The 13,523-nt window shown below is 60.7% G+C and carries 11 protein-coding genes; 6 read left to right on the top strand and 5 right to left on the bottom strand.

Annotated features, from left to right (window positions below; genetic code table 11):
- Positions 1–15: 15 nt before the first annotated feature.
- From BLEFHOIH_RS16415 to BLEFHOIH_RS16400, 4 genes are all read right to left on the bottom strand, one after another.
- The gene (locus BLEFHOIH_RS16415; RefSeq protein WP_088347110.1) at positions 16–1,107 is read right to left on the bottom strand and encodes an oligopeptide/dipeptide ABC transporter ATP-binding protein; all 1,092 of its coding nucleotides are present in this window, start codon (positions 1,105–1,107) and stop codon (positions 16–18) included.
- Positions 1,104–2,099 (bottom strand): ABC transporter ATP-binding protein, encoded by a 996-nt coding sequence (locus tag BLEFHOIH_RS16410; RefSeq protein ID WP_245297047.1) that lies wholly within the window; start codon positions 2,097–2,099, stop codon positions 1,104–1,106. Before BLEFHOIH_RS16410 ends, BLEFHOIH_RS16415 begins: the two co-directional genes overlap by 4 nt.
- 369 nt (positions 2,100–2,468) lie before the next feature.
- Positions 2,469–3,518: a serine hydrolase gene (locus BLEFHOIH_RS16405; RefSeq protein ID WP_210191592.1), complete on the bottom strand. Its 1,050-nt coding sequence runs from the start codon at positions 3,516–3,518 to the stop codon at positions 2,469–2,471.
- 96 nt (positions 3,519–3,614) lie between these two features.
- Entirely contained in the window at positions 3,615–5,228 is a 1,614-nt protein-coding gene (locus BLEFHOIH_RS16400; RefSeq protein WP_088347108.1) for a thiamine pyrophosphate-binding protein, read from the bottom strand.
- 275 nt (positions 5,229–5,503) lie between these two features.
- Between BLEFHOIH_RS16400 and BLEFHOIH_RS16395 the strand changes: the two genes are divergently transcribed.
- The 3 genes from BLEFHOIH_RS16395 (at position 5,504) to BLEFHOIH_RS16385 (ending at position 8,736) form a co-directional block, all read left to right on the top strand.
- Positions 5,504–6,601: a TAXI family TRAP transporter solute-binding subunit gene (locus BLEFHOIH_RS16395; RefSeq protein WP_170937200.1), complete on the top strand. Its 1,098-nt coding sequence runs from the start codon at positions 5,504–5,506 to the stop codon at positions 6,599–6,601.
- Between the two features lie 100 nt (positions 6,602–6,701).
- Positions 6,702–7,514: an SEL1-like repeat protein gene (locus BLEFHOIH_RS16390; protein ID WP_088347106.1), complete on the top strand. Its 813-nt coding sequence runs from the start codon at positions 6,702–6,704 to the stop codon at positions 7,512–7,514.
- Positions 7,515–8,016: 502 nt separating this feature from the next.
- Complete coding sequence (locus BLEFHOIH_RS16385) at positions 8,017–8,736, top strand: hypothetical protein (RefSeq protein ID WP_125461753.1); 720 nt, start codon at positions 8,017–8,019, stop codon at positions 8,734–8,736.
- Between the two features lie 973 nt (positions 8,737–9,709).
- Here the strand turns inward: BLEFHOIH_RS16385 and BLEFHOIH_RS16380 are convergent.
- On the bottom strand, positions 9,710–9,985 hold the full coding sequence (locus BLEFHOIH_RS16380; RefSeq protein ID WP_088347104.1) for a hypothetical protein: 276 nt from the start codon (positions 9,983–9,985) through the stop codon (positions 9,710–9,712).
- A 288-nt stretch (positions 9,986–10,273) separates the two neighbouring features.
- On the opposite strand from BLEFHOIH_RS16380, the gene BLEFHOIH_RS26745 reads away from it, so the two are divergent.
- Genes BLEFHOIH_RS26745 through BLEFHOIH_RS16370 form a run of 3 tightly spaced genes read left to right on the top strand, consistent with a single transcriptional unit; the run spans position 10,274 to position 12,864 of the window.
- On the top strand, positions 10,274–10,861 hold the full coding sequence (locus tag BLEFHOIH_RS26745) for a hypothetical protein (protein WP_140421881.1): 588 nt from the start codon (positions 10,274–10,276) through the stop codon (positions 10,859–10,861).
- Positions 10,824–12,026: a hypothetical protein gene (locus BLEFHOIH_RS26305; RefSeq protein WP_125461752.1), complete on the top strand. Its 1,203-nt coding sequence runs from the start codon at positions 10,824–10,826 to the stop codon at positions 12,024–12,026. Before BLEFHOIH_RS26745 ends, BLEFHOIH_RS26305 begins: the two co-directional genes overlap by 38 nt.
- A 4-nt stretch (positions 12,027–12,030) precedes the next feature.
- Entirely contained in the window at positions 12,031–12,864 is an 834-nt protein-coding gene (locus BLEFHOIH_RS16370; RefSeq protein WP_125461751.1) for a serine protease, read from the top strand.
- Positions 12,865–13,523 lie beyond the last annotated feature (659 nt).

The following is a 13,523-nucleotide window of genomic DNA, read 5'->3' as shown; positions in this document are numbered from 1 at the left end:
TCCCCTTCCTTCGATTTAGGCATTCGAGGCTGGAATTCCCTGCGCCCCGGCGAACAATGCCACCCGCCGCTGGCGCGCCGCGCTGACCGTTTCCAATGCGGCGGGCAGCGTGTGCGCCTGCAATTCCCCGGCCAGATGGCACGCGACACGGTGTCCGGACGCGATGTCGCGCAGCGCGGGGCGGTCGGTGCGGCAGATGTCTTTTGCATAGACGCAGCGCGTGTGAAAACGGCAGCCGGGCGGCGGCGCGGCCGGGCTCGGCGGATCGCCCTGGAGCAGCGTCCGGGCGGCGCGCGCGCCGGGAACCGGCACCGGAATGGCGTCGATCAGCGAGCGCGTATAGGGGTGGCGCGGCGTCTCGAACAGGCTGTCGCGGTCCGCGATCTCGACGATCTCGCCGAGATACATCACGGCGATGCGGTCGGAGGTGTGGCGGATCACGGCGAGGTCGTGCGCGACGAGGATCAGCGTCAGGCCGAGCTGGGCCTTCAGGTCTTCGAGCAGGTTGATGACCTGGGCGCGGATCGAGACGTCGAGAGCCGAAACCGGCTCGTCGCCAATCAAGAGGCGCGGGCGTGTCGCGAGCGCCCGGGCAATGCCGATGCGCTGGCGCTGGCCGCCGGAGAATTCATGCGGATAGCGTCCGGCGTGGTCGGGGCGCAGGCCGACGAGGCGCAGCATCTCGCGCACGCGGGCGTCGCGCTCGCGGCCCGAGGCGATGCCGTGCACCGACAGCGGCTCGCCGATCAGAGCGCCGACGGTCATGCGCGGGTTGAGCGAGCCGAACGGGTCCTGGAAGATGATCTGCATGTCGCGGCGGAGGCGGCGCATGGCCTCGGGCGGCGTGCCGGTGATCTCGCGGCCCTCGAAGCGCACGCTGCCGCCGGTCGGCTCGATCAGCCGCAGGATCAGCCGGGCGAGCGTCGATTTCCCGCAGCCGGATTCGCCGACGATGGCAAAGGTCTCGCCGCGCCGGACCGAGAGCGAGACGCCGTCCACGGCGCGGATCAGCGGCATCTCGCCGAAAGGAAAGCGGTAGCCGCCGCCGAAATAGCGGGTGAGGTTGCGCGCGTCGAGAATGATGTCGGTGCTGGCGTCCGCCGTCATGCCGCGAGCCCTCCGGCGTTTGCCTCGATGGGCGCCTTGAAGCAGGCCGCGCGGTGTCCGGCCGCGCCGATGCCGGTGAGCGGCGGCGTCTCGGTCCAGCAGCGGGCGTCGGCGAAGGGGCAGCGCGTGGCGAAGCGGCAGCCGGCCGGAAAGCGGTCGGGCGGCGGCACCGAGCCGGGGATGGTCGCCAGCCGTCCCTCGCGCCGTCCGAGCGAGGGGAGCGAGCCGATCAGCCCGAGCGTGTAGGGGTGCTGCGGATCGTCGAACAGGTCGCGCGCCGTGCCGGTCTCGACGATGCGGCCCGCATACATCACGGCGACCCGGTCGGCCACCTCGGCGACGACGCCGAGATCGTGGGTGACGAGGATCATCGCCATGCCCGCCGCGCGCTGCAATTCGCGCATCAGCGCCAAAATCTGCGCCTGGATGGTGACGTCGAGCGCGGTGGTCGGTTCGTCGGCGATCAAGAGGTCCGGCTCGTTGACGAGCGCCACGGCGATCATGATGCGCTGGCGCATCCCGCCCGAAAGTTGATGCGGATAGGCGTCGAGCCGTTTTTCGGCGGCGGGAATGCGGACCTTGCGCAGCATGTCGAGCGCCAGCTTGCGCGCCTCGGAGCGCGACGCGCCGCGATGGCGGACGATGCTTTCGCCGATCTGGTCGCCGATGCGGAAGGCTGGATTGAGCGAGGTCATCGGCTCCTGGAAGATCATCGCCATCCGGTCGCCGCGCAGATCCTGCATCTGGCGCGCGGGGAGGGTGAGCAGGTCGCGGCCCTCGAACCGCGCCCGGCCCGACGGCTGCGCCCGCGTCGGCAGCAGGCCCATCAAAGCGAGCGCCGTCAGCGACTTGCCGCAGCCGGATTCGCCGACGAGGCAGAGCGTTTCGCCCGGCTTGAGGGAAAAGGAGAGGTTGTCGACGAGCGCGGGCGCCGATGGCCCGAAGCGGATCGACAGGGACTCGACATCGAGTAGCGGGGTGGCCTCAGCCATCATGCTCGATTGACTCACAATTCCGCTATCCCTCCGGATTCGGCGATCCGACATCACAATTCGAATTCGGCTTGGCATGAAACGCTAGCCGGGCTGACGCGGCTGTCAAGGCCAAAGCGGGCGCGATTCAGGTGGACATCAATGCGCCTCGCCGCCTGTTTGTCCGCCGCGCGAAAGTGCCGGGCCAGTAAATGCCGGAGATGCTGCGGAGTACTGGATTCCCGCCTTCGCGGGGATGACAAGAATTGCGTGCCTAAAAATTCATCACACCCTGCTGCAAGCCGAAACGGTAGGCACCCGGCTCGGCTCAATCTGTCGCAGTAAGTCAGCGAACTGCATTCCGAACGTGACCGCGCGGGCGGCCGCCGGTTAGACGGCGGCGGGGATGATCTCGCCCGTCAGGATGCTCTTGAGCTGGCCGACATAGCCGTCCGATCGGGCGGGCCGGTTCGGGTCGGAGGTGACGACGACGGTCATGTCGAGCGAAGGCACGATGTAGATCATCTGACCGCCATAGCCGCGCGCGTAGAAAAGCTTGCGCTCGCCCGCGCTGGCGATGAACCAGCCATAGCCGTAATCGTCGCCGGAGAAGGGCGAGTGCGTGCGCGGCGTCCAGGCGTCCTGGATCCATTTTTCGCTCAGCACCCGCGTGCCGTTCCATTGCCCGCCGAGCCGGTGCGCTTCGCCGAAGCGCAGCAAGCCGAGCGGCGACAGCGTCATGTCGTTGCCGCCGAGATAGAAACCCTGCGGGTCGCGCCGCCAGGCCGGGATCTCGATGTCCAGCGTGTCGCCGATCCAGTCGCGGGCGAGCGTCAGCAGCGTCCTGCCGGACGCTTTGGCGAGCAGCGCGCCGAGCACATGGTAGCTGCCGGTCGAATAGAGCATCCGCTCGCCGGGCTCGGCGGCGAAGGGCTGGGTCAGGGCGAAGGCGACCCAATTCCGGCTCTCGACCCAGCGCCCGTAATTCGGCCCGGATGTGCGCTCCAGACCGGCCTGCATGGTCAGGAGTTGCGCGACGGTGAGCTGATGCACTTTCGGATCGGCGTCTTTGGGAATGAGGCCCGGCGCGACCTCGCCGAGAGGTTGATCCACGCCCTTGAGCACGCCGCGATCGATGGCCGCGCCAGTCAGCGCGGCGACGAAGGATTTCGAGACGGATTTGATGTTGACGGTCTGACCGAGCCGCGGACCGCGAAAAGCCTCGGCGAATGCGATCTCCCCGCCGCGCGCAATGATGAGGCTGTGAAGCTGATCCAGTTTGCGGGCGTTCTGGACCGCGCCGTCGAGCAGGGCGGTGTCGAAGGGCTTCGGAGCAGCCTTAGGCTCGGCCGCCGGCGATGGCTCGGAGGCGAGCGCGCAACCCAGCGCACCGCCCGCCAAAATTTGCAGCGCCTCCCGGCGCGACGGCGAACCCCTCAAAACCGCATCCCATGCATCAGACCGCTCCTACCCATGCTTCCTTTGATTTGGGGTCTCCGCGCGCGATGTCCAGACGCCCGGCGCGGCGAGGAGCGCTCAGATGCGCCCGTCATAGGACTGGCGGTCGATCTGCGCGGCGATGATGGTGAAGCGGTCGGTCCGGGCGAGGGCACGCTCGAGCGCGGCTTCCAGCGCGGGCGTGTCCGAGACGGTTTCGCCCTCGCCGCTCATCGCCTGCGCGATGGCCGCGAAGTCGAAATGCCCGAAATCGACCGCGGCGTTCGGCAATTGCCGGGTGCGCTGCTTCATCTCGATCAGCGTCAGTGAGGCATCGACGAAGACGACGACGGTGACCGGCAGCTTGAGTTCGGCGAGCGTCGCCAATTCGCCGAGCACCATCAGCAATCCGGCGTCGCCGGTAAAGGCGACCACCGGCCGCGACGGGTCGGCGATGCGCGCCCCCATGGCGAGCGGCAGGGCGCAGCCCATGGTGCAGAGCGCCGTCGATTGCAGGATGCCGCGCGGCTCGTAGCTCTCCCAGAGCTGGCTGAGCAGGATCCGGTGCGCCCCGGAATCGACGGTCGCAGTGGCGTTGCGCGGGAAGATCCTGCGGACGGCATCGACGATGGCGGCCGGTCCCCATTCGCCGTTGGAGGCGAAGGCATCCTTGTGCTGCTGGCGGACGTCGAGCGCCCGCCCGCCGGCCCATGTCGCCGCCGGTTCGACGCCCTTGGCCAGCGCGGCGAGCCCCGCGCCGACATCGCAAATGAAGCTGAGCGTCGAATGATGCATGTAATGGCGGTTCTCGGCAGCCGCGAATTCGACGACGCGCTGCGTCTCCGGGTTCCAGGCATCGCGCCAGCCGACGCGCATCTCGATCGGGTCGTAACCGACCGCCAGGATGAGATCGGACTCGCGGAACAGCGGCAGCAGGATGGTGTCGGCGAGCGGCGACAGACCCGCGCCGCCCATGGCGAGCGGATGATCCTCGGCGATGACGCCCTTGGCCTTGTAGCTGGTGACGACCGGCACGCCGAACCGCTCGGCGAAGCGGCGCAGCTCGTCCGAGGCGCCATGGTTCAGCACATCGAGGCCGGCGAGGATGACAGGGCGCTTCGCTTCGCCCAGCCATTGCCGGGCAGTGGCCAGCGCCTCGCCCTCGGCCGGCGCGACGGGCGACACCGGCCGATGGCGCGACCGCAGCGGCTCGGCGACGACGGCGTCCGCGACCGAAATCGGCACGTCGATATGCACCGGCCCCGGCCGCTCGCCCATGGCGATGGCGACGGCCTTGTCGGCGATGATGTCGGCGCCATCGGGCGTCAGTGTAAATGTGGCCTTGGTGACCGGCCCGAACAGCGCGCGGTGGTCGAAGACTTGATGCGTATAAGTCAGCGCCTCATCGGCGTCGACGCAGCCGGTGAGGACCAGCAGCGGCACCCGGTCCTGCAGCGCGTTGGCGACGACATTGACGCCGTTCGCCGCGCCCGGCCCGACCGTTGCGACCAGGATGCCGGGCGCGCCGGTGCGGTGGAAAGTGCCCTCGGCCATGAAGCCGGCGGCGTTCTCATGCTTGCAGAGCACGAACGCGATGCCGGCCGCGATCAGCGCATCGACGAGCGTCAGCACCTCGCCGCCCGGCATCCCGAAGGCGTGGCGGCAGCCCGCCTCATAGAGCCGGCGCGCCAAGAGATCCGCTGCTCTGTTCATTCCGGTCGCTCCGCCCGCTTTCTGTAAAGATCAGCAGCAGCATCGGCCGGCTGATCGGGTTCCGCAATCGCAAAGCACTGATTCGCGCGGCGGGCGATCGGCTTCGACCCGGGTAGATCCAAATCCGACCATGGTCGGTAAGACAGTAGTCTGAGTTAATTCTGAGTATTTTCTTAGACTTGATGAGTCCACACCAATGCGCACCGCAATTAATGTCTTGAATAAGAAATCACTGTCTTCTAATTGTCCCTACTTATGGCTTGTAGGAGATGAATATGGGGCACGTCCTGCGCATTCTGACGCTGTTTGCCATGGTAACCATCTGGGGAATCAGTGGCGGATACTCACAGACGCCGCGTGTCGATCCGGCCGTCGCGGCGGAAAACGCCATCAAGGAACGCAAGAATGCCGGCACGGTCGGGCTTGCCTGCGGCCAGCTCGGCGGCGCCTATCCGACGCTCGCCGAGGAAATTTCGAAGGTGCTCGCGGATGGCGACAATCTGCGCATCATCCCGATGTTGACCCAAGGATCGGTCGGCAATGTCGAGGATCTGCTCTATCTGCGCAATGTCGACGTCGCCCTGACCAAGTCGGAAAGCCTCGACACGCTCAAGCAATCGCTGAAGGTCAACATCAAGGACCGCATCCGCTACGTGGCGCGGCTTTACGACAGCGAGCTGCATATTCTGGCGCGGCCGGAGATCCGCACCATTCAGGATTTGAAGGGCAAGAAGGTCAATCTCGGCCTCGCTGGCAACGCCGCGCATACGACCGTGCCGATCGTGATGAAGGAACTCGGCATCGACGTCGAGATGCTCAAGGTCGATTTCGCCGTCGGCCTCGACATGATGAAGAAGGGCGAGGTCGCCGCGACCATGCGCGTCGTCGGCAAGCCCGGCGACACTTTCACCAAGGCTCCGACCGATGCCGGCTTCCATTTCCTGTCCATCTCGACCGCGCAATATGCCGAGAATTTTGCCGACAAATATGTCATCGGCCGGCTGACCAACAAGGATTACCCCAAGCTCATCCCCGAGGGCGAGACGATCAATACCGTCGCCGTCCCGGAATTGCTGGCGGTCTATAATTGGCCGAGAGGCACGGACCGCTATCTGCGCGTCGAGAAATTCATCGTCAGCTTCTTCAAGAATTTTCACAAACTCCGCGACGGGCCGTTCCATGAGAAATGGAAGGACGTCAACCTGGCGGCGACGGTTCCCGGCTGGACCCGTTCCGAAATCGCCGAGCGGATGCTGAAGGAAACCGGCATCGCCGCCGCCGACCCGCTGGCGACGGGCAGCATCACGACGGCGAAAGAGCGCGAGGCCTTGTTCCAGGAGTTCATGAAGACGCAATCCCGCACCCGCCGCTAGCTGCCTCGCGCTTGAACCGGGGGGGGTGAGCATGGGCGGAGCAACTGACGCATATGAACGCGGCGGCCGGATCTGCCGGGCCGTTGCGTGCTGCCTGGGCATGATCCTGGCGTTGGCCGGGAGCGCGCAGGCCAGCGCGCCGGCAACGCCGGGGCAGCTTGCCGGGCTGGCGGCGTGGCATGAGGGGCAGATCATCCTCGCCGCGGACGGCAACCTGACCTTCTCGGTGAAATCCATCGACGCCGAACCGGGCATCGAGGCGCCCATCGCCATGATTCTGCCGTCCGCCGCCGAACTGCGCGCGGCCGGCGCCGGAGAGGGCACGTTTCTCCTGATCCGCAACATTCCCGAGGGCGTCAGCGTCTCGGCCGGCATGGCCACGGGACGGGTCTGGGTGGTGCCGCTGCGCGAGGCTCCGACGCTGCGGCTGCTTTCCAAGCCGGGCGCCAGCGCGCAGTTTCAGCTCGGTTTTCACCTGATCGGCCCGAACAACCGCGTGCTGGCCGAGACGACGGTGCCGGTCACTTTGCGCCCGATCCAGCCGGTCGTCGCGGTCGGCCCGGCCATTCCGCCCCGCCCCGAGACGCCGCTGAAGCCGCCCGCGCAGACCCGCCCGCAAGCGGAGCCGCTGTCGCCGCAGGCCGAGGCCGTGCTGCTGGCCCGGGGCCGGGAGGTGCTGGAACAGGGCGGCATCGCCGCCGCGCGCATCATTTTCGAGGAGCTGGCGACCCATGGCAGCGCGGCAGGCGCGCTCGCCCTGGCGCGCAGCTACGACCCGGCCTATGCCGGCGCGTCCAGGGGCTCCGCTCCCCCGCCCAATCTCGCCGAAGCCCGCAAATGGTACGAACGGGCGGCGGAGTTGGGCAATCCCGACGCCAAGCGGCGGCTGGCCGAGATCGCTTCGGGCGGTTAAGCCCCGCGCCCAAGGTCTGACAATACGGGCGGAATTACCGCCAAGGCCGGGCGCCGCCCTTGCCGCCTTGGGGCGGGAGCAAGGGGATCACCTTTGCCCTGCACGATCCATCGGCAAAGCGCCCTGCACCAGTGACAGTCTTCCTTAGCTGGTTTCGACATCGCGAATCGGGCAACGCGCCGCGATAGAGAGGACGCGGATCGAATGGCATCCAGGCCTGAGACGCAATGTAGGTTGCTTCGACACCAATACAGGCGAAAGCCCATCAATCGGCTTAGCGCCCGGCGTCGGAGAGGGCTGGCGGAAAAGCGGACAGACGGCGCAGTGAGTTTGCTTGAGGTCCGGCACTGCTTTGCCATTTTCATTGCGTATTATCGAATCATTGACGTCCAGGGATTCGCAGCTTTTGAGGCCTTTATTGCGGTTATCGACGACGGAGCATCGCATGGTTCGTTCAACCGCGACCTCTTGCAAATACGGGCTGGCTGTCGCGGCCTCGGTGATGCTGCTTTGGCAATTGCCGGCTCTGGCTGGCGAGAAAGAGGCCAAGCAGGAGGCAGCGCCGCCGGCGCCGCTCGTGCCGAAAGCGGTGCCCTATACTTTGCTTCCGCCGGCAAGCGATCAAGAGGTGGCATCGTGGCGCCAGTGGCAGGCGGGCGCCGCGCCCGCTGTAACCATGCCGCGCCCGGCCGAGACCGTCCCGCTCGCTCAGCCGGGCCAAGGGGCGCTGGATCTCATGCCATTCATGCTGCAACCGGCCGAGACCCCGGGCTTCGCTCAGCCGCGCCTCGAGCCGGAGCAAACCCCGGTCGAGGCGACAGCCGTGGAGAAGCCGGTGCTGGCTGAGCGGCGTCCGCCGCCGGTCGCCGATGTCATCAGCATCGCCCCGCGTCCGGAAGCGGTGAAACCGCGGCAGAAGGAAATTGTGGCCGCAATCCCGGTGTTGCCTGGGCGCTCTCCGTTTCGCCAGGCTCCGTTCAAGAGCGAAATCGTCGGGGTTCCCGCGGAGGCCCCGGCACCGGCGAAAGGCAGCGCGGTCAGCCGCTTCTTCAACAACCTCTTGCCGGGCAAGAAGGCGACAGCCACCCAAGTCGCCTCGACGTCCGAGGGAAGCGCGTCTCCGGCCGGTGACAATAAGGCCGGTCAGGCGGATGCCGGCACGAAGACCGACAAGCCCCCCATCAAACGCTTCATCGACGGCATTCAGTTCTGGAAGAATTGACGGGCGGCCTCTCGGGCCGGTGCGGCAAATGGGGCGCCGCAGATGGATCCGGCGGAGAGGGAGGGAATGAACCAGCCTAAGGAAATCAATGGGTTGATTTGGCTAACTGAAGATCTTGACCACACTGTTTTGTAAGAAGCATTTTCAATTTTGGCTAACTGCGCTGCCGTGCGTAAACGATTTCAATGGGAGAAGGCGCGCTCAAAATATTTGGCAGATCGAGGTACTTATGAAATGACGACCGCTGATGTAACGTCTGATGTCCGCGTGGTGTTTGGGATAGCCATGGGTGTTCGAGGTGCCCAGTACTGCGATCGTTCGTTACCTAATCCAGTGTTGTTGTGTAAGTGACCGCCGTCAGTGCCCCGGCGGCGAGGCCCGAGAGTCTTCCACAAACAGCGCATCCAAGGGCCGGGTTCGGACCATTCATTATGTATTATTACTTATTCGGGCGAATGATTATTGTCAGATCGGCTCCGGACTGGCGACATTTGCGGTCACCGTTACGGCGTTGGGGGAACCAGGCGTGATGGGCATCGCCACCGGTTCCTCACTGATAGGCCCATTGGTAGCGCCCACGGAACGATTTCCGGTTCGTGTAATTCACTTGCCTGGCGTCGGGCCGGCAATTATCGCTGAATTCGACCGACGCCGCAGTCGCAGCCCGGCACCGTAGTACGACCGCGATCGTTTTGATTTAGGACGATGTACGTTGCTAAAAGTTGCCGGTCTTGCTCGTCGATCAGCACGCCTCATATGCTTCACGCCATGAATGACGAATTTAGCTGCATTCGGATCAAGTATTTAGAAGATGAACGACGCGAGACAATCTTTGTCGGAGGACGAACTAATATATCTTCGGCGGGAGATAGCTAATATAAAGGAGAGTATTGTAAAAAGTGATCCTTCCGATTTGGCGAGGCCGATTCGGCGCTTACAAGAAAAAATGCTGCAATTCCCAGGCTGTATTCCCTTAGATAGACGCTGCCGTTAGCAAATTGATCTGGCGCGCAGATAAGCGACGGGATATCGTCTCCGTTTCGAATTTGCGCTCGCCCGCATTCCTTTTTCGCGGCTGTTCATTCTCGACGAGCCGCTTGCAAATCTTGATGTGAACAGCCAACAAGACTTTCTCGATGACATTCGACAGATTGCTACGAAAAAGGGGAGACGTCAGGCTGCGGTAATCATGAGTTCCCAGCACATTCACGAGATTGAGGCGATCGCCGACCACATATTGGTCCTGCATGATGGCGCATGCGTTGAAGCGAGAACGAACGTTAGTAACAATACGTTCCAGGTCTGGGGGCCCTCGCTTGATGTATCTAAACTGAAGACCTGTCTAGATCGAATTGGCGGCAGCATGCCAATTAAACGTCCTTCATATTGTTTGATCCGTGTTCCTGTAGTCATTAGTCAAAGACAATTTATCGATGCGCTTTACGATCATGGCGTTGAGTTCACCTACTTTCGCAATATCACAAGTTCTGCAAGCTTACTTTTTGAACATCAATTTAACATGTAAATTTGAAATAATATGCTGCGGGCGATCGGACTGATCATCGAGAAGTCGGATAGATGGTTGCGCTGCAATAGACCGCAAGCATGGCATCTCCAAATCCACCTCGCAGTCTTCATTTTTATTATAACCACTCTTTGCATGAGCGGCGTGGCGATTTTCATACCGGTGCGGGAGAGTAGCGTTCCGCTACTACCAGGTTGGCTCGCACCGGCTTGCCTCATCAGTTTGCTTGTATCTGTTTGCGTGTTGTCGCGTTACATTCGCCCGCTGATACCGGAGCAGACGCGCTGTTATAATCGAGAGCCACTTCTTATTTTCAGTGTCATCGTTATTTGTTTAATCAATTTACCGACCCTTATGTCGGGACTTATATTAAAGCAGCGCATTTTAGCTCTTAACACTTCGGCCTTGGAGGCTCTACTTGCTAGAGAAATCAATAATGAATACTATCTTTTGCTTTTCAGGCAAAAGCAAATTGAAGTTCTTCAAAGAGACGAGACCCGCTGGGGCCGTGAACTGCGTTTGGATGACCAATCGTGGGGGGGGAATATATTACGAGCCTGGCATGCTCGCCTTGAAAATTATGAGAAGCGGAGATTCTAGTTTAGCGTCAACATTTATCGAGAATGTTGATGAATATACAAAATTGTGTCAGTTGTCCGTTCTGTTGAATATAGATTTACTGGCCTATAAGTTGTCGCGCCACGTGCGGAGTTCCTTAGGGAATATTAGGCCGTATGATGGTGCGGCCAGTATGGTTAGGACAGCTCATTTGAAGGAGTTATTTGGTAGAGCTGAGAATCTAGCCATCATTCGGAAATCCCCTCAACCAGGAACGCAGGCAGCATTCCTTTCGTCGCAGCTGAGCAACTCGACCTTAGATGATGTGATTGGCGTAGCGCCTTGTTTCGCTTTTCCGACTATATATGATGAGTCTAAGTCTGTTGCTGGTTCTGCAGATGAGAAATTGCGGTTTGAAGCGAGTATCGCGTTGCTCCAAAAGGTGCCGGAAATTTACCTTCAATCGTTGGGAGAGTTAACTGTCGGCGAGTTCATAAAAGAATATCAAGTAAATACCAACAGATATCTGGATAAATTCTCTAAGAACGCATCTGAAGAAGTGCTTATGACTAGTCAGGCTTGGAGGACGTGGTATCCGCCCTGCGGCGATGATGGAATATATTGCCTTATGTTCGCTGCCGCCGATTTAAAGCATATACCGGAAAAAAATTTAGACAATATCATTGCGTTGAGATTTGATGTCAAAGAAACAAATAACGAACGTGAGTTCTATGTCGCGCCCGCTCCTGAAGAGTTTTATATCGCATTTATAATGGCGTATGTGATCTTTTCTTTGTGCCTTGTGACATTTGCGTGGAGGTATACAGAAAACGCGGCTTTCATAGGTGCGGGGCTAGCCATGATTTTTCTTTTTGCGATCCCGTTCGTCCTTGATGGCAGGCAGCTAGGCGAGTATACAATCGCGTTCGTAGAGGCCGTTGTGATTTTTGATGTAACTATAGTCTTGGCCGCGCGATTTTACCTTCGTGCCAATGGAGTGGGAAGGTTCCTGGCATTAATTGGCGTTTTGGCTCTCGTTCCGGCATTCGGCGCGGTCTATTTGATTGCGCTACGGTCGATAAATCCTGTTGTTTGGGGCCTACCGTGTTGGGCGACGGGAGTGGGTATGTTATTTCTCTGCATGTGCCTCCTTGGCGATTTAGTGATTTGGGCATATCGAGAAATTCTTATGAAACCTGCGAGGTGAGGCGTTGCCTGACATTTTTGCCGAAATTCGCGCCTTAGCCGAGCGAGCACAGCTTCGGCCGGCATTGGACAGAGTGGTCAACCTCACTAAAAGCAACCGCGAACGGCTGCCCGCATCTATAGCCAACGCCGCGCTGGCGTCGTCGGCAAAGCTAAACCACTTGGAAATGGCCAGGGTGGCCGGGGAGATTGATTCTTCTTCGTACGACGATCGGATTGGCGATATCCTAAAATGGCTGTTTGGTTATCTCACCTACCTCGAACGTGAGTTAGCAAATGTGCCCGTCCCGACTGATCAACCACAGTCAACCTCTGACGGGGACCGATGCGATTTTGAAGCGCCCGATAAGCTCTTCGAGGCACAATTACTTCGTAGCCCGTTGCACGATTTGGCTTGGCTACAGGCTGGCATCAGCGCTGCAAGCTCAGTTTGCAAGGTGGTAACCAAAAAGAAGATCGGGACGGGATTCTTCATCGGGAATGGGTGCATACTCACAAACCATCACGTCATCTCCGACCAGGTGGCGGCCAGCAATGCCATAGCTATCTTTAATTACCAAGAAAACATCAACGGCATTCCAGAAACGTCCGAAACGATGAATGTTTGCGAGTTTCTAGGCGCCGATAAGCAATTGGATTGTTCGATTGTGCGGCTTAACGGCCAACCCGATCAGTGCAAAAGGTGGGGCCGGGTGCAGATTGAGACCAGCGAACTTCCCGAGCGAGGCGCTGGCGTTTCCATCATTCAGCATCCACACGGCGGACCCAAGAAGCTATCGCTATCGGGAAACGCTGTGAGTTCGCGCAAAGAGCCTTTTCTGCATTACAGGTGCCGATAAAAACTTTAAGCCCGACTGAAACTTGAGTGTAGCTCACATGGGGAAACAAAATCAATAATATCAAACATGGACGGTGCCCAGGGTCGGACTCCCATCATATAGGAAAATCAGATACTTAGAAAAAAGTGGGACAATTGAGGCCTATGGGATCGCTATGATTTTTCCGGGAATGTCCCACCAATAAGCGCACCTACTATTGAAACGATCCCCCCGAGACGGTTGCCATACGTTATGACCGAAGTACCTCGAAATTCGAACTAGGATTCCACCCCCGCACCGGGCCACGTTTTCCCGTCGCCGATGGAACAGAGCATCGGTGTGTTTCGCATCTTTCTCGCCGTTGGTACCTAATTTACGTCACAGGCGCCCTCATCGCGAAGTTTCAGCCATAAAGCCAGAAGCGGGCCAAGAAAATGGTGCGCCGCAATATAAACATATCAAACCAGCTTCAGCGCGTGTGCAAAACGCCGTCGCCGGGGCATATCTGATGCCATGCCTTGATAGGCGAGCGATCAGCTCTTTACATGCTGCGGTGGCTACGGGTAATGCTCAACGCTTCACATAATGTGAACCGGCATGCAATTTTGACCCCCTGCCAGGGGTAATCGGCGTTCAATTTTGACCCCGTCCCCGATGGCTCATTCTCCCGCTAAGCGATT

It is taken from the genome of Rhodomicrobium sp. R_RK_3 (genome assembly GCF_002198715.1).
Taxonomy (GTDB): Bacteria; Pseudomonadota; Alphaproteobacteria; order Rhizobiales; family Rhodomicrobiaceae; genus R-RK-3.
Note: the sequence above shows the minus strand (reverse complement) of the source record. Positions and strands in the feature narration are given on the sequence as shown.

Bases quoted from the DNA above. Each gene is read 5' to 3' on its own strand.
- BLEFHOIH_RS16410 (WP_245297047.1), bottom strand. From the start codon at position 2,099: ATGGCTGAGGCCACCCCGCTACTCGATGTCGAGTCCCTGTCGATCCGC.
- BLEFHOIH_RS26745 (WP_140421881.1), top strand. From the start codon at position 10,274: ATGCTGCGGGCGATCGGACTGATCATCGAGAAGTCGGATAGATGGTTG.
- BLEFHOIH_RS16415 (WP_088347110.1), bottom strand. From the start codon at position 1,107: ATGACGGCGGACGCCAGCACCGACATCATTCTCGACGCGCGCAACCTC.
- BLEFHOIH_RS16385 (WP_125461753.1), top strand. From the start codon at position 8,017: ATGCTGCTTTGGCAATTGCCGGCTCTGGCTGGCGAGAAAGAGGCCAAG.
- BLEFHOIH_RS16380 (WP_088347104.1), bottom strand. From the start codon at position 9,985: ATGCAGGACCAATATGTGGTCGGCGATCGCCTCAATCTCGTGAATGTG.
- BLEFHOIH_RS26305 (WP_125461752.1), top strand. From the start codon at position 10,824: ATGCTCGCCTTGAAAATTATGAGAAGCGGAGATTCTAGTTTAGCGTCA.
- BLEFHOIH_RS16400 (WP_088347108.1), bottom strand. From the start codon at position 5,228: ATGAACAGAGCAGCGGATCTCTTGGCGCGCCGGCTCTATGAGGCGGGC.
- BLEFHOIH_RS16390 (WP_088347106.1), top strand. From the start codon at position 6,702: ATGATCCTGGCGTTGGCCGGGAGCGCGCAGGCCAGCGCGCCGGCAACG.
- BLEFHOIH_RS16395 (WP_170937200.1), top strand. From the start codon at position 5,504: ATGGGGCACGTCCTGCGCATTCTGACGCTGTTTGCCATGGTAACCATC.